The 24,793-nt window shown below is 67.2% G+C and carries 18 protein-coding genes; 5 read left to right on the forward strand and 13 right to left on the reverse strand.

Annotated features, from left to right (window positions below; translation table 11 throughout):
- Window positions 1-141 precede the first annotated feature (141 nt).
- Window positions 142-2,718 (forward strand): glycoside hydrolase family 2 protein, encoded by a 2,577-nt coding sequence (locus OG394_RS15715; protein ID WP_328996094.1) that lies wholly within the window; start codon window positions 142-144, stop codon window positions 2,716-2,718.
- 63 nt (window positions 2,719-2,781) lie between these two features.
- On the opposite strand, the gene OG394_RS15720 is transcribed toward OG394_RS15715, so the two are convergent.
- From OG394_RS15720 to OG394_RS15755, 8 genes are all read right to left on the reverse strand, one after another.
- Complete coding sequence (locus tag OG394_RS15720; protein ID WP_328996095.1) at window positions 2,782-5,004, reverse strand: prolyl oligopeptidase family serine peptidase; 2,223 nt, start codon at window positions 5,002-5,004, stop codon at window positions 2,782-2,784.
- A gap of 48 nt (window positions 5,005-5,052) precedes the next feature.
- Window positions 5,053-6,303: an alpha/beta hydrolase family protein gene (locus OG394_RS15725; protein WP_328996096.1), complete on the reverse strand. Its 1,251-nt coding sequence runs from the start codon at window positions 6,301-6,303 to the stop codon at window positions 5,053-5,055.
- A gap of 129 nt (window positions 6,304-6,432) precedes the next feature.
- The gene (locus OG394_RS15730) at window positions 6,433-7,452 is read right to left on the reverse strand and encodes a LacI family DNA-binding transcriptional regulator (protein ID WP_328996097.1); all 1,020 of its coding nucleotides are present in this window, start codon (window positions 7,450-7,452) and stop codon (window positions 6,433-6,435) included.
- Window positions 7,453-7,612: 160 nt separating this feature from the next.
- The gene (locus tag OG394_RS15735; protein ID WP_328996098.1) at window positions 7,613-9,670 is read right to left on the reverse strand and encodes an alpha/beta hydrolase-fold protein; all 2,058 of its coding nucleotides are present in this window, start codon (window positions 9,668-9,670) and stop codon (window positions 7,613-7,615) included.
- A gap of 244 nt (window positions 9,671-9,914) precedes the next feature.
- Window positions 9,915-12,371 (reverse strand): beta-glucosidase family protein, encoded by a 2,457-nt coding sequence (locus OG394_RS15740; protein ID WP_328996099.1) that lies wholly within the window; start codon window positions 12,369-12,371, stop codon window positions 9,915-9,917.
- 4 nt (window positions 12,372-12,375) lie between these two features.
- Window positions 12,376-13,926 (reverse strand): DUF4214 domain-containing protein, encoded by a 1,551-nt coding sequence (locus tag OG394_RS15745; protein ID WP_328996100.1) that lies wholly within the window; start codon window positions 13,924-13,926, stop codon window positions 12,376-12,378.
- A 972-nt stretch (window positions 13,927-14,898) separates the two neighbouring features.
- Window positions 14,899-15,342: a hypothetical protein gene (locus tag OG394_RS15750; protein ID WP_328996101.1), complete on the reverse strand. Its 444-nt coding sequence runs from the start codon at window positions 15,340-15,342 to the stop codon at window positions 14,899-14,901.
- 225 nt (window positions 15,343-15,567) lie between these two features.
- The gene (locus tag OG394_RS15755; protein WP_328996102.1) at window positions 15,568-15,933 is read right to left on the reverse strand and encodes a hypothetical protein; all 366 of its coding nucleotides are present in this window, start codon (window positions 15,931-15,933) and stop codon (window positions 15,568-15,570) included.
- Window positions 15,934-16,091: 158 nt separating this feature from the next.
- Between OG394_RS15755 and OG394_RS15760 the strand changes: the two genes are divergently transcribed.
- From OG394_RS15760 to OG394_RS15770, 3 genes are all read left to right on the forward strand, one after another.
- Complete coding sequence (locus tag OG394_RS15760; RefSeq protein WP_328996103.1) at window positions 16,092-16,262, forward strand: hypothetical protein; 171 nt, start codon at window positions 16,092-16,094, stop codon at window positions 16,260-16,262.
- Window positions 16,263-16,581: 319 nt separating this feature from the next.
- Window positions 16,582-17,796, forward strand: a complete 1,215-nt coding sequence (gene fdhA, locus OG394_RS15765) for a formaldehyde dehydrogenase, glutathione-independent (protein ID WP_328996104.1) — start codon at window positions 16,582-16,584, stop codon at window positions 17,794-17,796.
- Window positions 17,797-17,937: 141 nt separating this feature from the next.
- Window positions 17,938-18,129 (forward strand): hypothetical protein, encoded by a 192-nt coding sequence (locus OG394_RS15770; protein WP_328996105.1) that lies wholly within the window; start codon window positions 17,938-17,940, stop codon window positions 18,127-18,129.
- Between the two features lie 553 nt (window positions 18,130-18,682).
- On the opposite strand, the gene OG394_RS15775 is transcribed toward OG394_RS15770, so the two are convergent.
- The 4 genes from OG394_RS15775 to OG394_RS15790 all read right to left on the reverse strand — a co-directional run bounded on the left by OG394_RS15775 (window position 18,683) and on the right by OG394_RS15790 (window position 22,864).
- Window positions 18,683-19,507: a carbohydrate ABC transporter permease gene (locus OG394_RS15775; protein ID WP_328996106.1), complete on the reverse strand. Its 825-nt coding sequence runs from the start codon at window positions 19,505-19,507 to the stop codon at window positions 18,683-18,685.
- Window positions 19,504-20,427: a carbohydrate ABC transporter permease gene (locus OG394_RS15780; protein ID WP_328996107.1), complete on the reverse strand. Its 924-nt coding sequence runs from the start codon at window positions 20,425-20,427 to the stop codon at window positions 19,504-19,506. Before OG394_RS15780 ends, OG394_RS15775 begins: the two co-directional genes overlap by 4 nt.
- Window positions 20,428-20,501: 74 nt before the next feature.
- On the reverse strand, window positions 20,502-21,860 hold the full coding sequence (locus OG394_RS15785; protein WP_328996108.1) for an ABC transporter substrate-binding protein: 1,359 nt from the start codon (window positions 21,858-21,860) through the stop codon (window positions 20,502-20,504).
- Window positions 21,848-22,864, reverse strand: a complete 1,017-nt coding sequence (locus OG394_RS15790; protein WP_328996109.1) for an alpha/beta hydrolase — start codon at window positions 22,862-22,864, stop codon at window positions 21,848-21,850. Before OG394_RS15790 ends, OG394_RS15785 begins: the two co-directional genes overlap by 13 nt.
- 128 nt (window positions 22,865-22,992) lie before the next feature.
- Here OG394_RS15790 and OG394_RS15795 point away from each other — a divergent pair, with 128 nt between their 5' ends.
- Entirely contained in the window at window positions 22,993-23,619 is a 627-nt protein-coding gene (locus OG394_RS15795) for a TetR/AcrR family transcriptional regulator (RefSeq protein WP_328996110.1), read from the forward strand.
- Window positions 23,620-24,250: 631 nt separating this feature from the next.
- Here OG394_RS15795 and OG394_RS15800 read toward each other — a convergent pair.
- Window positions 24,251-24,751, reverse strand: a complete 501-nt coding sequence (locus OG394_RS15800; RefSeq protein WP_328996111.1) for a hypothetical protein — start codon at window positions 24,749-24,751, stop codon at window positions 24,251-24,253.
- Window positions 24,752-24,793: the final 42 nt, after the last annotated feature.

A 24,793-nucleotide genomic window follows, 5' to 3' on the forward strand; every position in this document is an offset into this window, starting at 1 on the left:
TGACACCGATGGACCCCGAACCGGACCTCGTCACCGATCCTGCGCGGGAACGACGCGACATGCCACTGGCTCGCGCCACCACTCCTCCCGCAGGCGGACCGGCATCTTGTTCACGTTGTCATTTTCTCGTACATTCGCGCCATGTCGCAGAGCAATCATGATCTCATCTCCCTCTCGTCGAATCCGTGGAAGATCACCGGCTACATCGGCGACGAGTGGCACTATCGCAACGCTTTCGTGTCTCAGCAGCCGCTGAACACCCAGCACCCGGCCTCGGTTCCAGGGTCGATCCACTGGGACCTGATCAGGGCAGGTGAGATCACCGACCCGTATCTGGACCGCCAGAGCCGCGCCTGCGAATGGGTGTCGCAGCGTCAATGGGTGTACTCAACCGATTTCGAGATCCCGGAGGACTGGTCGCCGCGCCGTACCTTCCTGGTGTTCGGCGGGATCGACTATCTTGCCGACGTCTTCCTGGATGGACGTCTCGTCGGCGCCACCGACTCGCTTTTCACGCCCACCAGGTTCGAACTACCGTCGGATCCGGGCCGGCACGAGCTGGCCGTCGTCCTGCACGAGGCACCCGCCGAGCAGGCCCAGATCGGGCACACCAGCCTGGTCCGGTCCCGCAAGCCGCGAATGAGCTACGGCTGGGACTTCGCCCCACGCCTGCTCGACCTCGGCCTGTGGGCCGACGTCGAGTTGGTCAGTAGGGGTGCCCTCGGCATCGCTGACGTCTGGCTGCGCCCACAGTTGCGCGAGGACAACCAGGCCGCGACCGTCGCCATCGAGATCACCTTCGACGGACCGGCGCCGCGGGAGACCTCGGTGAGGCTCCGGATCGAGCACGACGACGCCGAGGTTCTGACTGTCGAATCTCCGGTCGCCAAGGGTGCCGAAACGCTGACCGAGCAGATCGAGATCAACGAGCCGGCGCTGTGGTGGCCCAACGGCATGGGTCCGCAGCATCTCTACTCCTGTCACGTCTCGGTCACCGTCGCGAACGAGGAGACCGACGCGACGTCGGACACATTCGGCGTCCGCCGGCTCAGCCTGATCCACAACGCCGACGGCGAGAACGTGAGGAACGACGCACTCCCGTACACGCTGGAGATTAACGGCCAGGGCGTCTACCTCAAGGGCTGGAACTGGGTCCCGGTCGACGCGATGTACGGCCGCCCGGATCTCTCCGAGCGGTACGCCGAACTGATCGGGCTGGCCCGCGACGCACACGTGAATCTGCTCCGGGTCTGGGGCGGCGGCCTGATCGAGCGGCGCGAGTTCTATCGGCTGTGCGACCGCAACGGGCTGCTGGTCTGGCAGGAGTTCATCCAGTCGTCGTCGGGGCTGGACAACGATCCGCCCACCGATCCCACTCATCTCGCCGATCTCGTGGTCGAGGCCCGCGGCATCGTTCGGTCGCGCCGCAACCATCCGTCACTCGCGATCTGGTGCGGAGGCAACGAGTTGTCCACGGCCGACGGCCCGGTGACGGTGGACCATCCGAACATCGCGGCACTGCATGATGTGGTCCGCGAGCTGGACCCCGACCGGCCGTACGTACCGTCGTCTCCGAGTGGTCCGGTGTTCTACCTGACCGAGGAGTGCGCGACCGCGCAGCCGATGGACCAGCACGACGTCCACGGTCCCTGGGACTATAGCGGGCCGAACCAGTCGTACACGGTGTACAACAGCTCGACCGCCCTGTTCCACAGTGAGTTCGGCGCACCCGGTGCCGTCGCCCGAAGCTCCCTCGACAAGTTCATGAGCCCCGATGCACAGTGGCCGCCCGACGCGACCAATCCCAACTGGCTGCATCACGGGGCCTGGTGGCTGCAGCGGGACTGGCTCGACGGTCTCTTCGGGCCCGTCGACGATCTCGACGACTACCTCCAGTTGTCGCAGTGGCTCCAGGCCGATTTGCTCGGGTATGCCGTCGACAGCAATCGCCGGCGCTGGCCGATGTGCAGCGGCTCGCTGCCATGGCAGCTGAACGAGCCCTGGCCGAACGCGGCGTGCACGAGCGCTGTGGACTACTACCTCCGCCCCAAGCTGGCCTACTGGGCCGTCCAGCAGTCGTACGCCCCCGTGTCTGCAAGCCTCCGCCACGACGGTCTCGCGCTTGGCGGCCGGCCGATGACGGCGGCGGTCCATGTGAGCTCCGGCCATCCGGCCGACGGCACCGTCGAGGTGGACACCTACACGCTCAACGGATCACAGCTCGGGCACGAGAGTTTCACCTTCAGCGGCTCCGGCTCGCGTGCCGTCGGACCGCTGACGGTCGATCCGGCCGCCGCGGACGTCGTACTTGTCCGGCTGACTCTGACCACGGATACGGCTTCGGTACGACGGCACTACGTCTTCGGCAACGGTGACGCCGACTCTGCCCCGCTGCGGGGCCTCTACCAGGCGCCGCGTGCCGAACTGCGGGCCTCCTGGGAAGGTGACCGGATCGTCCTGCGCAACGAGGGTCCTGGGGTCGCGCTTTTCCCCGCCGTCGACATCGATGACGAGTCGGTGCGCTGGCAGGTGTCGGACAACGGTCCGGTGATCCTGCCCGGCGAGACGTGGGACTGCGGCCTGACGCTGGGACGACGTCAGCAAGCCGTCGGGCCGCACTCGCCGCGCCGACCCGGCCCGCCGCCTGCGGAGGTTGCCGTCGGCATCAGAAGCTGGAACTGTGCCACCCAGTTGAAGATCCCCACGCCCTGGGCCTGACGTCATAGAACAGTCGGCGTGTGGAGCGAGCCGCGGCTCGCTCCACACGCCGGCTTTGTCATGTCACCCCGCGGTGAGCGTACGGCCGCACCCGGCCAGGTTTACAGTCACCGGACCATCCGTGGCCACCTCGATGTCAGCCGCGCAGGTCAGCCCCGCGCGGGCCGGATCCACGGTCACCGCTCCGACGTTCGTCAGGTTGAGGTGCAGTCGATCCTGCTTCGGCGCCGTGATTTCCTGGCCCGGACGCTTCCGCTGGAACACGTAGGGATACGGGTTCGTCGGATACACGCCCTGCCCGGACTCGGTCGCGACCGGGGCCGGGTCCGCCTTGCCGAGACCGGACGACACCGCGTCGACGCTGCCGATCGGGGGCCCGCTGGTATCACGCACCTTGAGGCCGGACAGCCAGTAGGCGTGGTCAGCGTTCAGCCCGACCTGGGGCTGGCTCATCTCCTCGTTCACGACGTACGTGACGTGCGCGGGATCGGTGACGACACGGCGGCCGGTGAAGAAGTCGACCGCCTGGGTGGCGTCGTCGAGCAGCAGCAAGCCGACCGCCGCGTGCTCGGCACCGATGAACGAATACGCCTCGTACTCGTAGTTCAGCTCGTCCAGACGCTTGAAGATCGCCGCCGCACCCTTGTCACCGGAGTACTGACACGCCTCGTCGTTGACCGACTGCAGTGACAAGGAGGGGACGTGCCGCAGCGATGGCGCCACATGGACGATGGCCGACGCCTCCCCACCCGGAACCGGACCGCCCGGGACCATCAGCACTCCGCCGGACGGGCATGGCACGATGGGCAAGATCGCCTCGAACAGATCCGGGAACATCGACGCCAGCTTGTACGTGCCGTACCCACCCATCGAGCCGCCCATCAACGCCGTGTTCGATGGATCGAGGTGATAGGCACGCGCGATGTCGGCCCACGCCTCGAAGATGTCGGCAGCGGCTTGCCCGTAGTAGAAGTACGACGGTCCGCGGCCTTCCGGCATGAGGATGATCGATCCGCCCTCACGCTCTCCCAGTTGGGTCAGCATGTGACTGGCCTGGTAGCTGTTCTCGGTCGAACCCGAGCCGTGCAACATGATCGTGAGGCCATAACCGGCGGACGGCACCAGCCTGGCCGGCAGGTAGATGCTGTAGCTCTGTAACTGCCCCGCGCGGTCCGGGGCGCACCCCTGGGCACAGTTCTCCGTCTGCAACGAGGCCGCCGATCCGCGGCCCTGCTGATCCTCGAAGTGGCTGGCATAGATACGGTTCATCACACCGCTGGTAGGAGCACCACCACGTTTGCCCCGCAGCTCGTCATCGACACGCGACGCGAGCTTCACGAAGTCGACCGTGGCGAAGAACGGCGAGATATCACCCGCGGCCAAGGCCTCGCTCTGCTGCTTCTCCCGGATCTGCTTGACCTGAGTGCCGACCAGCGGCTCGTCGTACCGAAAGCCGACATTGAAGAACGCTGACGGGGTCAGCCCGCTCGCGCCACCGGGGTGCCTCTCGTCGGCCACCGCCTGCGGGATGAGGTAGCGGCCGGCGGCACGGTCCCAAAGACCGGTGGCCGCAGCCACCCGGACTCCGGTCTGTCCGCGCGGGTCGAAGATCCCATACGGGATCTGCACGTCGACCTGCCGGCGCTGCGGACTCACCGAGACACCCACCGCCGGATACGGGATGCGCTGTCCCGTCGCGGCGTTCACCGCGTCCCCGGACGAGCCGTGCACGGTGACGAACACCTGGCCGGGGGCGCGCGTGTTGGCACCGTGCGGCATGGCACGCAGCAGCGGCGAATCACCCAGGGCGATCGTCGTCGCGACGAGCTCCGGGTCCAGCATCGTGTTGTACGTCAGCCGGACGACCATTGCCTCGCGCAACGGACGCAACCTGATCTCGACCAGATCGGCCGCGTTCCCGGCGTAGTCCGGGTAGGTAGGGTACGTGTACAGCTCCGATGCGCCCAGGTCGTCGTACAGGTAGTCCTGGTACAGAAATTCGCCGTCGCGGTAGGCGGAAGCACCCGACACCATCAACGGGGTCGCGCGCCACGGACGGGCATTTTCCAGCTGCGGTGCGGCGGCCGGCGGGGCGTAGAGGATGTCCGGTCCTGGACGGCCGGGCAAGGTGGCTTTCTGTGTGGTCGCCTCCTGTCTCGTGGCGCCGACCGCTGGAGCAGCGCCGACCACCATCGACGCGATCACTACCAGCGCGGTCGCCACGGACAGCCGCCTTCTTGGGACGGCAGCGCCGCGAGCTCCGAGTTGCTTGTGTGAAAATTGCATTTACGGCTCCTTTTCGTACAGTGCGGTGCGGACACCCCGACGGGCCAGTCAGGCGAACAGGTGGTCGAAGACCTGCCGTTCGGCGCTCAAAGTGGAGTACAGCTTGCGGAAACGCTCTTCGTGATCGCGGGACCGGGAGCAATAGGTCCGCAGCCCGCGCAGGACGTCCGTGCGTTCCTCCTCGAGTTCCGCGGAATCCACCACACCGCTTCCCAGTCCGATCCAGTCGGCCCCCTGGTAGCGATCGGCCAACTGCTCGAGCTTCGCCGCGGTCAGCTGGCCCGGCTCGACCGGACGCTCGAAACACTCCGCCATCAAGCCGTCGACGGCTACCCTGACGCTGTAGCGGAAGTGGCCGATGTCCGGATCCGGAGCGCCCTCATCGAGGATCATCACCAGCCAGCGGCGCTCGTGATCCGGCGGAGCGAGCACCACCTCTGGCTCGGCGTTCACATCCACCATCGGAGGTGTGCCCGCCGGGATGTCCAGCACCCGGACCTCGACCTCGCCGTCGTCCAGCAGATCCAGCAGGCGCAGCCTCACGGCCTCCGCGGCCGCTCCCTGACAGACCACCGCAGGATCCACGGGATACATCGCCGGCGCACCCGCTATAACCCGATCGGTGAACGGCCCACCCACTTGGGGATACGGGACAAGGACATCGGCCGTCGTGAACCACACTGCGACCCGGCAGGTGATCCGGTTGAGATGTGCCAGCGGCGAAGCGGCCAGCATCCGCGGATCGGCAGCGCCGCCGTACTGCGCCAGCAGCTCGTCCAGCAGCTTGTCCGTGTCCGCGTTCCCGGCGAACGCCATCGCGGTCGTCGTACCGTCCGGCCGCAACGACGAGATCGTCGACCGGTCGTAGTCCCAGCAGGACACCTCGTAGGGCAGGTTCACCGGCGGGACGGCCGGAAACGCGCCGGCCAACGGGAAGGTCGCCGCGGCGGTCATCAGTGTCATGTAGCCGCCGGCGCTGCCTCCAGTGATCGCGACACGCGCATCGTCGACGTACGAGAGCCGGCGGGCCACGCGCAGCAGGGCGGCATCCATGCCGAGCCCACGGCAGAGTGGGTTCGGGCCCGGCCATACGGCGCCCTCTTCTGGTGTGGCGGGCGTGACCACGACCCATCCGTGCTTGGTGAACTGCTCGGCTGCGGTGGCCTCGGCCTCGTAGCCGGCGACGTAGATCAGCGGCCGGGGCGCCAGATCGTTGTCCGGACGGTAGATCCTGCCGGCACCCTGCATCGCCAAGCCGCGGCCGTCACGCCAACGGAAAGGAATTTCGTCGGTCTCCATGACCGGAAGCTAGCACCGGTCCGGAACTTTGACAACGTGAACATTTTTGCCGGAGAACTCGGCCCCGGCGTTTGTGAGATCGCTTCAGATCTCACAGCTTCCGGCGTGCGAACGGCGGAAGTGGTCGTGTCAGCGGCCGGACGGAAGCCAGGCAGGTGGGACTGTCTGATCCTTGTGCATCTCGCAGGGAATCAACTCGGCGGGAATCACGACACGCTTCGGCTTCACGGCATAGCCACCGATCCTGGCGAACAAGAGCTCGGCCGCCTGGGTGCCCATGTCCGCCGCATCGTGGGCAACCACCGCGAGCATCTCCGGGACGAGGTAAGCCAGCTCGAACTCGTCGAATCCGATCACCTCGACCGATCCCCCGCGGCCGGCGACCTGCGCAAGGGCGCCGATCGCGGTCCGGTTGTTCAGGGCAAAGATCGCCGTCGGCGGCCGGTGGCGCGCGAGGATCCCCGCGGCGGCCGCAGCGGCCGCGGCTGGTGTCCGCAGACCGGTCGCCACGACGAGCTCGACACCGGCCCGGTCCGCGACCGTCCGCGCTGCGCGCAACCGCTGGCTCATCGTGTAGAGCCGGTCGTCCTCGGCGAGGATGGCGATGGACTTGTGCCCGCGCTGGATCAGGAACTCGAGGCCCGCGCGCGCACCACCCGCGTTGTCGGCAAGCACCACGTCGGTCTTCACACCGGTGGGGGGCCGGTCCACGAAGACAGCCGGTGTTCCCATCTCCATCTCCTCGTTCACGAACGACTGGTCGCCCACCGATGGAACGATGATCAGCCCGTCGACGCGGCGTTCGCACATCTCGTGGACAAGCCGGCGCTCCAGGTCGAGATCGCTCTCGGAGCTGGCGGAGATGAGCAGCGAGTCGTTCTTGCGAGCGACGCTCTCCACCGCGCGGGCCAACATGGAGTAGAACGGGTTGCCGAGGTCTTCGATGACCAGGCCGATACTCGAGGTGGACCGGCCGGACCGTAGGCTCCGCGCCGCGTCGTTGCGCCGGAAGCCGAGCTTCGCGATGGCCGCGGTCACCCGCTCGGCCGTGGCCGGCTTGACGCTGGGCTCCCGGTTGATCACCCGGGACACCGTCTTGACACTGACACCGGCTTCCCGGGCCACGTCGGGCATGGTTGGACGAGACAAGTCGACTACTCCTTCGGCGCGATCATCTTGGTCCGCGATCACGCACCGAGTGCTGTGTCGCCCCCAATTTGTCCATGATGACAGATGGGAGGTTCTCGCCCAACCATCCCGTACGGCGCCTTGTCCGATCGGACAAAACGCCGTACGGCGATCGCCAGGGTCAGCCGGCCGTGATCGTGCGGCCACATCCGGCGAGCGTGATCGTCACCGAACCATCCGTCGTCACGTTGACCGCGGCATCGCAGCCGATCCGGGCACGCACCGGGTCAACCGTGACCGCGGACAGGTTGGTCAGCGTCAGGTCGAGGCGATTCTGCACCGGCTGAGCCGAGCCCGCGGACGGATACTTCCGCTGATAGCTGAATGGATAGAGCACTCCCGGGTACAACCCGGTGCCGGTGTCGGTCGGCACCACCGCCGGATCCGACACCCCGTAGCCGTAGGAGAATGCCTCGACGCCGCCGGTGGGTACGGCTCGAGCCTTGTCCCGTACGGTCAGACCGGACAACCAGTAGACGTTGCCGGTGGTCAGTCCAACCTCCGGTTGAGTCATCTCCGCATTGACGACGTAGCTCAGGTGCACCGGGTCGGGCACTCGCCGGTACCTGCTCACGAAGTCGACGATCGGACCGGGGTTGTACGGCAGCAGGTTCCCGACCAGCAGGTGTTCGGTGGCATAGAACGACCACGCCTCGTACTGGTAGTTCAGCGCGTCGAGTCGCTGGAAGATCGACGCCGCGCCGAGCTCGCCAGTGTAGGTGCAGATCGGATCGTTGACCGACTGCAGCGAGAAAGCCGGAACGTGTCGCAGGGACGAAGCGACATGCACGATTGCCGACGCCTCACCACCGGGCACGTGTCCGCCGGGCGCGTAGAAGACGCCTCCCGTCGGGCACGGCACGACCGGCACGACCGAAGCGAACAGGTCGGGGTACGTCGCCGCCAGCTTGTAGCTCCCGTATCCACCCATCGATGTACCAGTGACCACCGTGCTGTCCGGATCGAGGCGATACAGCCGCGCGGCGTCGGCCCAGGCCTCGAACACGTCCGCCGCGGCCTGGCCGTAGTAGAAGTACGACGGACCGCGCGCCTCGGGCGTGATCACGATGGACCCAGTCCCACGCTCGCCGAGCTGAATCGCGCCCTGCGATCCCTGGTACTGGTTCGCGGTACCGCCCGACGAGTGCAACATGACTGTCAGACCGTAGCCGGCCGTGGGCAAGGGTTTCGACGGAATGTAGAGGCTGTAACTCTGCAGCCGGCCCGCTCGTGCCGGAGCGCACGGCTGCGGACAATTCTGAGTTTGCAGGGAGGTCGCGTCACCGCGGCCCTGCTTCGTCTCGTAGTGGCTGGCGAAGATGCGGTTCATGAAGCCGGTCACCGGGACGCCGGTGTGTTGTCCGGCGAGATCGTCGGTCACCCCGGCCGCTAGCTTGGTGAAGTCCACCTCGGCGAAGAATGGCGACACGTCGCCCGATCCGAGCACAGAGCTCTGCTGAGACTCCCGCATCCCGACGGTCCCCCCGACCAGCGGCTCGTCGTACCTGAACCCGGCGTTGTAGAACACCGAGCCGGTCGCCGTACCACCGGGCGGCGTCAGGTAACGGTTGTTCGTGGTGTCCCACAAGCCGGCCGCTGCCGCGATCCGGACGGCGCTGCGGCCGCGCGGGTCGTAGACGGTGTAGGGCACCCGCACCTCAACCTGCCGACGTACGAGGTCCACCGTGACAGTGGGAGCCGGTAGGGCCATCGGCTGTCCGGTGGCGGCGTCGACGGCGTCGGCCGTTGTGCCGTATGCGGTGACGAACACCTCGCCCGGCGCCTTGGTGTTGGCACTGTGCGGGAAGGCCCGTGTGGCGGCCGACGTCCCGAGCGCGATCGTCGTCCCGACGAGCGCGGGGTCGAGCATCGAGTTGAAGGTGAGCCGGATGGCCGTCGCATCCGTGAGCGGCTTCAGCCGGATCTCCACGAGATCCGCCGCGTTGCCCGCGTACCCGGGCGCGGCCGGATAGGTGTACGCCGAGGACGCACCGAGATCGTCGTACAGGAAGTCCTGGTACAGGAACTCGCCATTGCGATAGGCGGACGCGCCGGCCACCAGAATCGGCGCGGCCTGCCAGACACCGGTGTTCTCCAGTTGCGGAGCAGCCGCCGGCGGCGCGTAGAGGATCTCCGGACCGGGCTGCTGTGCTACCGCCGCCGTAGCGCGTGGACGCACAGGCCGACGACCGTCCCCCGGTGATGCCGCCGTAGGTAACGCCTGCCCGAGGACGAGGCACCCCACGAGCAGAGCGAGCAAGCGGCGCGCGGCTTGTGCTCTGCCACACGCTCTTCGTGCGTAGGACATGGACGGACTCCTTGTCTGTCTCGGCCGCCCGCTGCGGCCACCTCAGGATCAGACGACGACGCACCAAAATGACAACGTGATCAGAGTGACTATGGCTACCCCGGACGTCAAGAGTTCACGACGATCGTGGCGCCCGGACGCGGCCGCGAATATCGCCGAGACCACGGGCAACGACCAGACCATTGCCATCAGCAACTGCGACCCATCCGCCTCGGGCTTGATCCCAGCGCCGGCAGATCCGAGAGTCGATCACTACCCGAGCCGTGACGGTTGCACCCGGCGCGACGGTGACCGAGGTCCAGCCGGCGAGCCGGATCGGCTCCTCGGTGCCGGCCGGTTCGACGTACACCTGAACAACCTCTCGGCTTTCGCGGATACCGGCGTTGGTCACCTCGACGGTCACCACCACGTCATCGCCCTCACGTGCGGCGGTGGGCGACCCGTACTCCCATGCGCCGTATCCGAGTCCATGCCCGAACCAGAAGGCCGGCTCCGGAGCCAGTCCTGCCCAGTGACCTCGGTACCCGATGAAGCGGCCCTCGCGGTAGGTCAGGCGTCCCTCGGACGGTGTCACGGCCCAGGCAGGCGCCGCTCCGTCCTCGGCCGGGAAGGTCGTCACCAACCGTCCGGCCGGCTCGATATCGCCGAGCAGTGCCGCGGCGACCCCGCGGCCACCTTCCTGACCGGGCAGTCCGCACCACACGATCGCGTCGACCTCGTCTAGCCACGGCATCAGCACCGGTGTCGCGGCATTGACGACGACCACGGTCCTGCGGGCCCTCGCGGCGACGGCGGACACCATGGCGTCCTGCGCACCCGGCAGTCTGATCGTGGACTTGTCGATCGACTCGGTCTCCTGCTCCTGTGTGGTTCCGACCACGACGACGGCCACGTCGGCCGCCGCAGCCGCCGATGCCGCGCGGGCGATCGAGTCGGCATCGTCCGGCGGTACAGAGCGCGCGACCAGCCCCCAGTTGCCATAGACCGGCCTGTGTGCCTGGAAAGCCGGCCCGACGGCGACGCGAGCCTCTACCAGCGTCCCCGGCGACATCACCACGCGCGCCGTGCTCACCGGCGGCGCCAACGCTTCCTCACCAAAACACCGGCCAGAAACCCGCAGCGAGAAGGTGATCCGCTCGTCGCCCGCCAGGATCTCCCAGTCCCCCACCCCGATGCCGCCCACCTCGAGATAGCCGCCGAGCGGGACCAGCGCCCGCAGAAGAATGGTGTCGACGCGGCCGCCGGGCGGATCGGAAATCAGATCCTTGGCCGCGGGACGATGCCCGTCGACCAGAACACAGCCGTCCTCGGACAGCACGACGCACCGGACCCCAGGCCGACCGGTGACAGGATCCGTGACGACCTCGGGCTGTGCCGCCGGAGGCCGGTCACGTACTTCGACACCGCCGGCGACGATCAGTCGATCGCCCAGGAGCTCACTCAGCCCTTCGGCGATGCTGACCGTGTACGGCGGCATCACCTCTGCCGAGCCACCTCCCAGACAGACCGTCTCGATGGCGTGGCGGCCTATCAACGCAACGCGGGAATCCCTGTCCAGCGGAAGCGTCGCGCCGTGGTTGGTCAGCACAGTGCACCCGGCCGCGGCCAGTGTCGTGAGTTGTGCACGTCGGCTTTCTGGATCCTGTGTGGAGCGGAGTGGCGGGCCCGAGCCGTCCAGCACCCCCGTGCGCATTGCCAAGATGAGAAGTCTGACGACGTGCTCGTCGATCACCGATTCCGCCAGCATTCCGGTCTCGACCGCGTTGACGAGGGCAGCGCCCCAGGGGCCCTCTGGACCCGGCATGACCAGGTCCAGTCCAGCGGTCGCGGACGCGACGTCACTCGTCGTGGCGCCCCAGTCTGAGACGACGAGCCCGTTCCACCCCCACTCGTCACGCAGCACGCCGGTCAGCAGGCGCCGGTTCTCCGTGGCGGGCACGCCGCTCACCCGGTTGTACGCCGCCATGATCGACCACGGATCCGCGTCCTGCACCACGATCTCGAACGGCAGCAGGTAGACCTCGCGCAGCGTCGCCTCATCCATCTCCACACTGACCGTCGTACGCTCGGTCTCGGACTCGTTCGCGACGAAGTGCTTCGGACAGGCGCCGATCCCGCGTCGCTGCAGCGCCGAGACATAGGCGGCAGCCAGGCGGCCGGTGAGCAAGGGATCCTCGGAGAAGGCCTCGAACAGCCGGCCACCCAGGACACTGCGATGCAGGTTGATCGTTGGACCGAGCAACAGATGGACGTTCTGCGCAGCCGCCTCCTCCGCCAGGATCTCGCCGACAACAGACGCAGTCTGTTCGCTCCAGCTCGCCGCGACAAGTGTGGCGTTGGGCAGCAAGGCGGCGGCCTGCGGCGCGTCGGTTCCCCGTACCCCTGACGGGCCGTCCGACATGCGCAGCTCGCGCAGGCCGATCGACTCCTCGGCCGCCACAGTGAAATAGCCGCTGCCGGTCAGCAGCCTGACCTTCGTCCTGAGGTCGAGCGACGCGGCGAGGTCGCGGCAAGCCTCGACCGCCGGCGCCGACCCCAACCGCTCGTCGCCGGCCGCGCCTGGATTCGCCATGTCCTCACCGTCCGGTGGTGATGCAGCTCTGGTACAGCACGTCGGTGAACGGCTGGATCGAACCCGATGCATACCCAGCCGATACTGACGCACCCACCACCGCCCGCGGGCAGGGCGACGCCTCGTCCGCGAAGCCCACCTCCACCGCGTTTCCGGTCACGGTTACGCCCGCCATGCCCGACACCGCGATGCCGGCGGCCACTCGGGCCACCAGACCGCCGGTGCCGTTGCCGGTGAACGACGCCCCGGTTCCGGTCGAGGACGTCGTTCCGAACCAGGCTCGCGTTCCTACCGCCAACCCGATGTCGAAGTGCGTCCGCGCACCGGTCCAGAACACGTTGTCGTGCACACTCGAACCCGTGAAGTCCGGCGGCTTGAGGTGCCCGAAGGTGGGATCGGCCGCATAGGCGCCGTACCCGCTGTTCCCTGCGGAGATCACCGTGTTGAAGCGCACCTGCGATCGCTGCGGGGTGTCGAAGGAGGGTGGAAAGATGATGATGCCAACGTCCGTCGTGTCAACAACCTCGTTGTCCTCGATCACTGTGTTGTCGCAGTAGCTGCTGATGCCGTCGCTGAAGTCTCCGTCATGACTGCTCGCGTATGCCGTAACCAGGTTGCGCGCGATGAAGCCGTAGCACGGCCCGGTGATGTCGGGCAGCCGTTCATCGAGGTGCACATTCGTTCCACCCTGGAGTGATGTCCAGCCAGAGCTCTCCGAGAGGCGGCTGTTCACGACTGAACCACCAACCAGCCAGACATTGACCCCGGTCCCACCCTGCAACGGCGGCCGTACGACCGCGGACCGCTGGCCGTCGACCCAGACGCTGTCCAATCGCGCACCCGGCATGATCCGGACCACTTCACCGGCGAACAACGAGTTGCGGACCAAGCGCGCCATCGCGGCATACCGCGACGTCCCCGGCCGGCCAACGGTGGCCAACGTGACTCCTGACGGCACGATGACCGGCGCGTCGACACGCACCAGCGCACTCTTCGCCAACCACACTGTGCTCCCTGGCGCCGCCTTGCTCAGCAGTGCCTGGAGTTCCGCGCCTGTACCGCCTGCGAAGCCCTCGCCCGAGGCCGGAACCGCCAATGCGGGCGTCGATCCCCACCCATAAGACGGGGTCGGCCCGCAAACTCGCGGCAGGAGGCCGGTGGTGAACTCGGCACTGCTCAGGAGGTCGTCAACGACATCTGCCCAGGGCGTGTCGGCTGTCAGAGCCGCCGAGTAGTGGGCAAACCCGTCTCGGTCGGGGTCGCGGTTGAGAACACCCCGGAACAGCGCCAGGAGCCGACTCGCATCGTCGTACCCCAACTGCTCGAACCGCGGCGCGACGTAGAACTTCCGTAGGAAGCGTCCGACCGAGTGCGCCGAGCACCCAGCCGTCGTCAGCTCTCGGGTCGCGGACCTCCACTCGAATGCGGTAGGCAACCGTCCCCACGCCTCCGTGTACGCCTTGGCCACCAACTGCGTCGGGACGGCGTCAGCCGCACCGGACGCGGCCAGGGGCAGCGTCATTCCACCCACAGCCCACGTCACGATGGCGGCCATGAGGAGCCGGCTGATTCTAGTCGCCAAGGCCCTACTCCCTCACAACAGAAGTCGATTCCGACAAACCCGCAGAAAATGATCACGTTGTCACTGGCGACAGTAGAACTGTGCCGACAGCTGCGTCAAGGGTTCGGCCGCGCGATCGCCTCACCCGCGCACGGCATCAGCTCAAGCGGCCGTTCACGGAAGTAGTCCCCTGGCGCCCGGCCATCACGACTGCCTCGAGGCGCGTGTGCGCATCGCCACCCTGAGGTAGTTCTTGACCTTCTCGGTTAAGAGATACAGCCCATCTTCCGATTTCCGCGTTGCCGCACCCCAGCGCCACCATGGCCAAAGTTGCCGTGGGGTGAGGAGTGCCGGCGTATCTTCGCCGGCGGCCCGAGCCACCAGCTGGTGGAGTTGCGGATCGCCGGTGCGACGGCGAGGATCCGCAGTTCGCCGTACAGTTCGCGGAGGCTCTCGGTCGACGGTCCGCCGGGGTCGGCGGGGACCGAGCGAGGCGACCCGGCGATCGACCCTCGTCACGGACGCGAATCTCGTAGGCGACGTCGTCGGCGGCTCGCCGGAGGTGATCGGACATCCAGCCTTGAATCGACGACGAGGCGCGGACGCCGGCGTACACCAGCCCGCGGACATCCCAGTTGACGAGGACCGCGGCAACGCAAACGGACGTCATCCGTTCGGCGAGCACGGCGGGAACGTAGTCGTGGATGATCACGGTCGATTGTGCGTAGTCCTGCACGGCGACGCTGGAGCGGTGTCGCCAGCCAGGCCGCCAAGGCCTCGAGAGGGATGGATCACGACGCGGGTCAGCTCGTCGGTCAGGTTCCCTTACAGGTTCCTTCTCGAGGAAACCGACGAACCCGGCACCCACGCCCACCAGCAGATCCTGTTCCAGCCCACCCTCGCGACCCGCGAATCAACCGGCTGACCAAGCGAGCGCCCATCCCGCAATCGATACGGACTGCCTCCTCAGCGGAATGTGACCAGGACCGTGTCCCGCGCGGTCTCGGCGCCGTGCTCGGTCATGCGGGCCGCGATCGTCTTCGGTCCGCTGCCGTGGTCGGTGGTGTTCAGCAGGAAGGACCAGTCCTTCAGCCCGGTCGCCGGACGCCATGCCTGCGGATCATTCGCGGCGTTGCGCGACACGACCTGCCATTCGACCGAGGCGGCCGGCTCGACCGTGAAGAGGCTCGTCGCCACCGCGGAGGTCGTCGTGTCGATGCGCGCCCGCGAGTACACGAGGTGCTCCCCGGCCGGCAGCTTGCCCAGGTCGGCACGCCACGTCCCACTGTTCTCGTCGAGCACGAGATACCCGACGCCCTCACCGGCGAGCCTGTGGGACAAGGGATCGCGGGAGCCGCCCGCCCGGACGTTGCACGGGGAGTTGATGTTGATGAGTACGGGGTTCGCCATCTTGTACGCCGTCGCCGTCGGGCTCTGCTGCTACTTGGCAGCGACACGATCGCTGAGCGCGGAGGCCATCGCCGAGGAGGCCTCCCCTACTGGCAGCGCAGAAACAACGATTAGCTGTACGGGTTCGCACCTGGAAGACCTACGCGCCCGGCGACCACAGCCAGTGACCACAAGCGGGCCTCAGGCAACGAATACCAGCTACTCGATCAGCGGAGCTCACCAGTATCACGGGCCGGTCAGCTCCGCCTCGGCCACCGCCAGGCCGGCCTGCTCGATCATCTCCGGGGTAAGATCCACGCCCACGATCCGGCCGTTCGGCCCGACCTTGCGGGCGGCGAGGATCACATCGAGGTCCACGACCACCTCGCCAGGTGTCAGTGCGGCGAACCCGGCCGGGTTGCCGCAGCCACGGGCCAGGTTGATGGCCAGGTCCGGGACGAAGGCCAGCTCGGGCGGGCTGTACAGCCCGTGCTTCCGGGCATAGCCCGCCGTGGCGGTCATCGCGGCACAGCACGCCTCTTCCGCCCCGCCCGCCGCGGCGAACGCGCCGTAGCGGCGTTTAACGGTGTCCTTGATTTCCTGACAGCCCATCATCGTGGGCACTCCTCACGTGATCGTGGGGCTCTTCACGTGCCGAACGCCCGGCTGAACGATGGGCTCTCGGGGCCCGCCGTGTTGCCGGGGGAAGGGCACACGCCGAGCCAAGGATCAACCCGACCGGACGCCTGCTGCGCCGCCGCGGCGCGGTCGTGTTGGCCGCCGAGTTCGGTCTGAACCCGTCCACGGTGGGGCCGGTGCTGGCCCGCCACCGGGTGCCGCACCTGGCCGCGATCGACCCGATCACCGGCCAACCGGTCCGCTCGGCGCGACACTCAAACGTCCGCTACGACCAGCTTCGGAAGTCGGTGGCGCGGCGTTGACGCGGTCGGTGTGCGGGACTAGCGTCGGGATCAATCCCCTGATCGGCGCCGGTTCTGCGTGTCCAGGCAGACGATGGGCGCTCGGATGAGGGACTCACCTGGTACGGGGCAGGCGACGACCGCATCGCTTCCATCACAGGGCGGTCGCGGCCCACAGGTTGAACAGCGAGACGTTGAACAGCGAGACCTGGCCGAACTCGGACGCCCACGCCGCCGGGTCGTGAGGTGGTGATGCCACTCGCCCGACACATCACACGTCACAGCAGACCGGTTTCGCATGGTCCACCGCGGTGGAGCCTCTTGGAGAGGAGCACTTCTCGTGCCAGGCAACAGGGCAGTGATTTACAAGGGCCCAGGCGACGTGGCGGTCGAGTCGATCGACTACCCGACCCTGGAACTCAAGGACGGCCCAGGCGTCAACCCCGCCAACGTGGGTCGCCAGGTCCCCCACGGGGCAATCCTCAAAGTAGTCGCCAGCAACATCTGCGGCAGCGACCAGCACATGGTCCGCGGCCGGACGACGGCACCTCCGGGACTCGCTCTCGGCCACGAGATCACCGGCGAGGTCGCCGAGGTCGGCCGGGACGTCGAGTTCATCAAGGCCGGCGACCTGGTCTCCGTCCCGTTCAACATCGCCTGCGGGCGATGCACCAACTGCAAGGAGGGCAAGACCGGCGTCTGCCTGAACGTGAACCCCGATCGGCCGGGATCGGCGTACGGCTATGTCGACATGGGCGGCTGGGTCGGCGGCCAGGCGGAGTACGTGCTGGTGCCGTACGCCGACTGGAACCTGCTGAAGTTCCCCGACAAGGACCAGGCGCTCGCGAAGATCCGCGACCTGGCGATGCTGTCGGACATCTTCCCCACCGGGTACCACGGCGCCGTCACCGCCGGCGTCGGGCCCGGTTCGACCGTGTACATCGCCGGAGCCGGACCGGTCGGGCTGGCCGCGGCCACGTCGGCGTTCCTGCTCGGCGCGGCGGTCGTCATCGTGGCCGACCTCCAGTCGGAGCGGCTGGAACAGGCACGCAGTTTCGGCTGCGAGACGGTCGATGTATCACAGGGCGAACCGAGGGAACAGGTCGAACAGATCCTCGGCGTGCCGGAAGTCGACGCCGCCATCGACGCGGTCGGCTTCGAGGCACACGGCCACGGCACCGATGCCCGGGCCGAACGTCCCGCGACAGTGCTCAACACGGTCATGGACGTCACCCGGGCCGGTGGCGCGGTCGGCATCCCGGGGCTGTATGTCACCGGCGATCCCGGCGCAACCGACGATGCGGCGAAGATCGGCTCACTGTCGATCCGGCTGGGCCTCGGCTGGGCGAAGTCGTTGTCGTTCATGACTGGGCAATGCCCGGTCATGCGCTACAACCGTCAACTGATGCAGGCGATCCTGCACGACCGTACGCAGATCGCGAAGAACGTGAACGCCACGGTCATCCCGCTGGACGGCGCACCCACCGGGTACGCCGAATTCGACAAAGGCGCGGCGCGCAAGTACGTGCTCGACCCGCACGGACTGATCAAGTAACAGCGCCGGGCAACCGACGGGAGCGGGGCCACATCAGCCCGGCTCCCGTCGCCTTGCACTCGTGACCGTGGCGAAATGCCCTGGTAACAACTCTCTAGTCATACTGCGAAGGAAGGTAATTCCGTCACGAGAGCGATTTTCATGAGCAGCGACCAACGGCTGGACCTCGAGTTCGCCTATACGACCTACCGGGACTCCTGCCGCGACCTCTATTCGCCGCACTACTACTGTCGGCGCCCGCTCGGCCACGACGGCGTCCATGCCGCGGGCTTCGGCTCGGGCCGGCTGCGCTGGGAGCATCTGTCCGGTCACCTTCCGCACATGCTTTCGTAGCGGACCACCGAGCTGAGCCGCCGCGTTCCAGCACCGTCGGCAGTGACACAGTGGAAGCGTGCTCAGCGATGAGTAGCCACCGCTACTGTCCGCGCCTGGTCTGGGCGGGTTCGCCAGCGCAAGCCAAGGGTTCGGCGAGGGAACGGTGGGAGCAGGGGTCTCGACCTGGTTCATCTATAACACCGCGCCATTCGCACCGCTGTCGACAACGCCATCACCAAGCAGGCCAATACCAGTCCACGGTCGCTCCGCAGCGGTGGGACAACGGTCAGCGTGGACGGCCTCCGGACCGAACTGTCACTTGCCGGTGAGGAAATCGGTGCCTTGCGGGCCGAGCGCGACAAGCTCGCCAAGAAGGTTCAGCTGCTGCTCGGCGGTCAGCTCGAGCAGGTTCCGCACGACAGACTCGTCACCTGGCCTGGGTGCGCGGACTTCGGTCTCCTCGAGCCTTGAGGTCGCGGCGCGACGATCACGCTGCGCTGGGCTATGTGTGCGTGATTCATCTGATCCTCTCGGCGCGGTGCGGGTGTCGATGAGCTCGAGGCGCCGGTCGTCACTTCAAGGCTCCTTGCATCAGCGCCTTGACGAAGTTGCGCTGGAAGATCAGGAAGATCACCAACGAGGGCAGGATGATCAGCAGCGATCCGGCGCAGAGCAGCACGATGTCGGTGCCGTACTGGCCCTGGAAGGCGCCCAGCCCGCCGGCCACGGTTCGCTTCGTCGGGTCGTCGACGAGGACGAGGGGCAGGAGGTACTGGTTCCAGCTGGCGAGGAAGAAGAGCACGGCCAGCGCGGACCACGCGGAGGTGGCGAGTGGCAGGTGGATGCGGCGGAATGTCTGCCAGGCGTTGGCGCCGTCGACCTTCGCGGCTTCGGTGAGCGCCGGCTCGGCGCCGAGGAAGTGCGCGCGCATCCAGAAGACGCCGAAGGGCATGAGCAGTCCGATGAGCGGCAGGACGATCGCCAGCCGCGTCCCGAGCAGTCCCATGCTTTGGAGGTTGTAGTACAGCGGGGTGATGAGTGCCTCGAACGGCAGGGTGAGCCCGACGAGCAGAAGACCGTAGATCGCCTTGCCGAAGGGCACGTGCAGCTGGGCGAGGGCGTAGCCCGCGGCGGTGGCCATGGCGACCGTGGCCGGGACGACGCCCAGCACGATGAGCGTGCTCGAACCGAACAGGGCAAGGAAGTTCGCCGCGCTCCACGCGTCCACGAAGTTGTGCCAGTGCGGGTCGCTCGGCCAGGTGAGCCCCTGGGGCGTGCTGCCCGGCGCCGCGAGCGCCGTGGTGAACATACTCAGCAGCGGCACGATCGCGAACAGCATCAGCGCGAGCAGGATGCCGGTGCGCGTGACGCGGTGGGCGACCCCGGACGTCGTCATTTCTCCCTCCCTAGACGCTGGATCGGCCAGATGACCACCAGCACGAGGGCGGCCAGGAACACCGCGAGCGCCGAGGCCTGGCCGACGTGCTGCTGCAGGAACGTCAGCCGGTAGATCTCCACGCCGGGCACCATCGTCTGGTAGCCGGGGCCGCCCTGCGTCGCGATCTGGATGACGTCGAAGCTCGCCAGCGCGGCGATGATCGTGAACGTCGTGCAGACGACGAGTTCCCGGCGCAGCCCGGGCAGCGTCACGGCGAAGAACTCGCTGATCCGCCCGGCGCCGTCCAGCCGGGCCGCCTCGTACAGCGCCGGATCGATCTTGCCGATGCCCGCGAGCAGCAGCACCGTGCAGAAGCCGAGCATGACCCAGACCCCGATCACACCGACCGCGGGCAGAGCGAACGTGAAGTCACCGAGCCACGCCCGAGTGTGCTGATCGAGGCCGACCGCGCGCAGGACCTGGTTGACCAGACCGTCCGAGGAGTACATCCAGGTCCATGCGATGCCGGCCGCGACCAGTGGCAGCACCTGCGGGATGAACAGCACTACCCGGGCGGTGGTGCTGAACGCGCCAGGCCGGAGTTCGCGGATGAATGAGGCGGCGATGAGCCCGAGGCCGACCGGCAGGATGGTGTAGAAGACGACGAGGATGAATGCGTGCTCCACGGAGTGCAGCAGCTCGGGCTGGGTGAAGATCGCCTTCCAGTTGTCCAGCCCGGCCGGCGTCGCCGGGCCGATGCCGTCCCAGTCGTAGAACGAGTACTGAACGGACTGGAGCATCGGATACAGCACGAACACGGCGTACATGCCGAACCCCGGCGCAACCCAGAGCAGCGCGCTCCAGTGCCGTGCCCGCCGTGCGTTTCGGCGCGGTACGACGGGTTGCGTTGCTGCTGACGCGCTCGATGGGGCCGTCATAGGCGAAGCATGCCGCTTCACCGGCGGGCTCGAGATGCTCGGCCCAGCATTACCTCCGGGCCGGTTCGCCGAGATCATTGCCCGAGGTCGCGCTTGTAGTCGGACTGCACCTTGGCCGCGTACGCCTCGGGCGTCGTCTTGCCGGCCAGCAGCAGCTGCGTTTGCGGGATGAGGCTGTTGACGTGGATCGAAGCCGTCGCATCAGCCATGAAGCCGACCAGCCCGTTGCTCTTCAGCAGGTCCTGGAACGCGCTGATGGTGGCGGCGACTGCCGACCCCTCTGGCGCGGTCGGAGCGGGGGCGCCCGACGGGCCCGCGGGCACGAGGCCGCCGAGGGTCACTGTGTCCTGCCGCGCCTCCGGGTTGGTCTGCACGAAGTCCAGGAACGCGGCCGCGACGTCGGCATGGGGCGACTTCGCCGGGATTCCCAGGTTGGCGGCGGCGGTCATCGCGTACGACGGCCCACCGGCGTCGCCGGGCGGGAAGAGGAAGAACCCGAACTGGCCGGCTCCGGCCTTGTCCAGTCCTGGCGCCTGCCAGTTGCCGCTCGGGAAGAACACGCCGTTGCCCTTGGCGAACTCGGCTGGTGCCCGGGTCTGGTCGATGCTGTTCACGTCGGCCGGCAGGTATCCCGCTTGTCCCCAGCGCTGCAGCGTCGTGGCGGCCTTCACCGTCGCCGCGTTGTCGATACTCGCGCCGGGCTTGGCGTAGTTCCAGTCCTGGACGGCTTGTGCCTCGTCGGCGTAGGACATCACCAGATTCTGGAGTGGATAGACGCTGCCGCCGTCCTTGCCGTTGATCATGATCGGCTGCAGCCCGGCGTCCTTCGCCTTGGCGAGCAACTGCTCGAACTCGGCGACGGTCGCCGGCGGCCGTGTCATGCCGATCCGCTGCGCGAGCGTCTTGTTGTAGTAGACCCCGGTCAGGCCGAACCCGGGGCCGGCAGCGTAGAGCGATCCCGTGCCGCGCTGCTTGCCGTCGGGCCCGACCCGGGTGGTGGCGAACTGCGACTGCGGCCACTTGTCCCATCCGTATGCCGTGGCGTACGGATCCAGGTTGGTCAGCAGGTGGTTCTTGATCAGGTTGCCGAACTGCGGCACGCGAACGAGGTCGGGCACGTTGCTCCCTGCGAGGATGTGCGCGATGTTCGTGGTCAGGGCGGCGTAGTCCTGGCTCTCCACCTTGACCGTAACGTTGCCGTACCTGGCGTGGAACAGCTTGCCGAGGGCGGTGAAGTACGGCACGTCGACGCCGCTGGTGACGAGCAGCTTCAGCGTGACGGGCTCGCTGCCGACTCCGGTGGCCACCGGCCTGGACGGCATCGGACCTGCTTCGGAGTTCCCGCCGGGTGCACAGGCGGCGAGGAGCAGTGCAGCGGCCGCGGCTACGGCGGCCACCGGGACGGTTCCGCGGTACTGGGTCAGCGATCGCATGAGAACTCCTTCGAAGGCTGGATGGGGTGGCTGGACTGGAAGGCGCGGCGGACGGCGTCGCCGGCCACGCCGACGGCGTGATGCGCGTCGGTCATGACGGTGAACATCTCGAAGAAGCCATGGATCTGGCCTGCGTACTCGTCCAGCTCGACCGGTACGCCGGCCGTCTTCAGGCGCCGCGCGTAGTCCTCGGCCTCGCCGCGGAGGAAGTCGTGTTCGGCAGTGATGATCGCCGCGGGCGCGACGCCGCCCACAGATTCGGCGTGGAGCGGGGACGCGTACGACGCCTTGCGGGCCGCTGGGTCGGGAACGTAGGTCTCCCAGATGTGCTTGAGCCGCCGGTAGCTGTTCGAGCCGAAGCCTGGCCGGCCCGCGAAGCGCGCATATCGCTGCTGGAACGCGACCTTGTAGTCGGTGCCCTCGGTGCTGTCGAGCACCGGGTAGACGAGCAGCTGGGCCGCCAGCTCGACGCCTTCATCGCGCGCCTTGAGCGCCGCCGCCGCGGCTAGATTGCCGCCCGAGCTGTCGCCACCGACGGCCACGCTGCCGAAGTTGCGCCGTGCCCACGTTATGGCGGTCCAAGCGTCGTCGAAGCCGGCCGGGAAGGGATGTTCGGGCGCGAGCCGGTAGTCGATCGACAAGACCGCGCAGGCGGCCCGGTTCGCCAGAGCGCGGGCGACACCGTCGGCGGTGTCGAGGTCGCCGTGCATCCAGCCGCCGCCGTGAGCCCAGACCAGCACCTCTCGTTCCGCGCCGGTGGGCCGGTAGAGCCGGCCCGGCACGCCGTCCGCATCGATCGGCTCGACGGAGGCCACCGACGAGGGCTCGCCGGTCACTGCCAGGACCTTCTCGCGCGCGTCCGCCCGCACGGTCGCGATGTCGGCGCTCCACGGGTCGGGCGATGAGCCTGAGCTGTCCAGGAATGCCTGGACCTGCTCGTGCGGCCGTGGCGGAGTGTCCCCATCGCGGATGACCGGGGATTCCCGCCGGAACGCTGCGCTCATCGGATCCGTCCTCTCGTTGCCACCATTCCAGACTGAGTACTCAGTCTGTTTTGCAAAAGCTACCGAGTACTCAGTCAGTTGTCTATGCTTGGCCGCGACCGTCTCGGCCACTGCGAGGGAGATCGACCGTGCCCGCTACCCAGAAGCCCAAGACCTCGTCGGCCAAGGGCCTCGAGACGCGGGAGCGCATCGTCGACGTCGCCGTGCGATTCATCGCCCGCAATGGGGCGCGCGGCACGAGCCTCGCCGACATCGCGGCCGAGGCGGGCGTGTCACAGACCGGGTTGCTGTACCACTTCGGCAGCAAGGAGGCACTGCTCAACGCCGTCCTGGACCGCCACCTGGCCTTCACCGAGGAGTGGCTGTGGGGCGACGGACCCGACCCCGGCGTCAAGATCGTGGACATCATCGCCAGGCACATGGCCAGCTGGCCGAGCCAGCACGACGACAAGGTGTACAGCCTGCTCGGCATGAACACCGTCGTGCTCGGGGAGAACGTCAGCCCCGATACCGACCTCCACCCGCGCCTGGTCGAGGGCTACCGGACGACGATCGACCGCGTGACGGAGACCCTGCGGTCCGCACAACAACGCGGCGAGATGCGCGACGACGTCGACCCGCAGCTCAAGGCGATGGAGATCATCGCGTTCTGCTACGGCCTGGAGGCCGCGTGGTTGGTGAACCCGACGATCCCGGTCGCCGACGCAGCCGCCCAGTGGGCAGCGCAGCAGACCACGCAGATGACGACGTCCTGACGACACGCCTCCCGGGAGTCGCATCGGCAAGTAACGTGAGCCTCGATGTGACATCGAACGTCCTCAGTACCGAGCTAACGTTTGAGCCTCGCCGGCACGTGGTCTTTCTCAGTCGCCTGGGCGCTAGCGCCGCGACTAGCCTGTTGATCGGACTTCTAGCTACCGGCATAGGAACCGGGGCGGCGTTCGTTGTGGTGAGGGCGCTCGCTGCGACCGAGGCTGACGCGCGAGGAGATATGTCTCGGCTATTGGAGTTCTCGGCCCGCTCCACTCTTGTTGTTGTGGCAGTGGGTGTTGCTGGATTTGCGCTGACATGGCTAACACGACATGCCTTAGCTGCGCTGCTCATCATCGCAGCATGGTGCGCTTTCGTGGAGCTGCCAGTAGCTCAACTGTCAGCCCTAACTTTCCTTCGGCCGTGGACGTTCGCTTCAAACTTCGGAGCATTGGCCTACGGTCGTGGTAGTTACGAGTCGATGTCGTGCGATCCAGTCGGTGGTTGCGTCACGAATTTTCTGACTTTTTCTGTTATGCACGCAATACTGCTATTTACGGTGCTCCCGCTAGTACTCGTTGCAGTGGCCGGCGTGCGGTTCCGCCGACGTGACGTGTTCTAGACGTTCTCGGGAACTCAACCGATGGCGGCGTCTAGCATGTCGCCGCGAAGCGTATTGCCAGACTCGTCGATCAGTTCGGCCCGTACAGCGGGACCGAACTGCTCTCGCGACCATGCAAAGATCGCAACGCCACTCTCGACGCGCTCTCGCATCTGCCGGTCATCGCGATCGAATAGCGCTACTTCCGCTGCGTTGCCGTCGGCGACCCACCCAGCAAAGACGATCAGCTCGCCAGCTGTAAATCCTCCGTAGTTGGACCACACCGTCGATCGATCGCGTGAAGCATCAGCCACACCGACGTACGAGCCTTCCGCCCGCCAGGTATCCACTGTGTTAAAGGAAAACAGGCCGCGCATTGGCACACACCTCTGCGCGGCCTTCTGTAGATATCCATCACACTCGACGGCAATGAGTTGCCTCTCGTGTTTCGATACTGTGCGCCGGATGACAACAGTGTCCGGATCGATACGCCGCTGGCGGCGAAGCTCTTTCAGTACTGCCTGATGGGTATCCATAACGCGCGCCTCCTATGCGGCCCTTTGGCAACGCTACGCCTG

It is taken from the genome of Kribbella sp. NBC_01245 (assembly GCF_036226525.1).
Classification (GTDB): domain Bacteria; phylum Actinomycetota; class Actinomycetes; order Propionibacteriales; family Kribbellaceae; genus Kribbella.

Excerpts from the sequence above, each read along its gene's own strand:
- OG394_RS15750 (WP_328996101.1), bottom strand. The coding sequence starts at position 15,342 with ATGGCGAACCCCGTACTCATCAACATCAACTCCCCGTGCAACGTCCGG.
- OG394_RS15745 (WP_328996100.1), bottom strand. The coding sequence starts at position 13,926 with ATGGCCGCCATCGTGACGTGGGCTGTGGGTGGAATGACGCTGCCCCTG.
- OG394_RS15785 (WP_328996108.1), bottom strand. The coding sequence starts at position 21,860 with ATGCGATCGCTGACCCAGTACCGCGGAACCGTCCCGGTGGCCGCCGTA.
- OG394_RS15725 (WP_328996096.1), bottom strand. The coding sequence starts at position 6,303 with ATGGAGACCGACGAAATTCCTTTCCGTTGGCGTGACGGCCGCGGCTTG.
- OG394_RS15715 (WP_328996094.1), top strand. The coding sequence starts at position 142 with ATGTCGCAGAGCAATCATGATCTCATCTCCCTCTCGTCGAATCCGTGG.
- OG394_RS15755 (WP_328996102.1), bottom strand. The coding sequence starts at position 15,933 with ATGGGCTGTCAGGAAATCAAGGACACCGTTAAACGCCGCTACGGCGCG.
- OG394_RS15790 (WP_328996109.1), bottom strand. The coding sequence starts at position 22,864 with ATGAGCGCAGCGTTCCGGCGGGAATCCCCGGTCATCCGCGATGGGGAC.
- OG394_RS15720 (WP_328996095.1), bottom strand. The coding sequence starts at position 5,004 with ATGCAATTTTCACACAAGCAACTCGGAGCTCGCGGCGCTGCCGTCCCA.
- OG394_RS15800 (WP_328996111.1), bottom strand. The coding sequence starts at position 24,751 with ATGGATACCCATCAGGCAGTACTGAAAGAGCTTCGCCGCCAGCGGCGT.
- OG394_RS15770 (WP_328996105.1), top strand. The coding sequence starts at position 17,938 with ATGAGCAGCGACCAACGGCTGGACCTCGAGTTCGCCTATACGACCTAC.
- OG394_RS15775 (WP_328996106.1), bottom strand. The coding sequence starts at position 19,507 with ATGACGACGTCCGGGGTCGCCCACCGCGTCACGCGCACCGGCATCCTG.
- OG394_RS15740 (WP_328996099.1), bottom strand. The coding sequence starts at position 12,371 with ATGGCGAATCCAGGCGCGGCCGGCGACGAGCGGTTGGGGTCGGCGCCG.
- OG394_RS15780 (WP_328996107.1), bottom strand. The coding sequence starts at position 20,427 with ATGACGGCCCCATCGAGCGCGTCAGCAGCAACGCAACCCGTCGTACCG.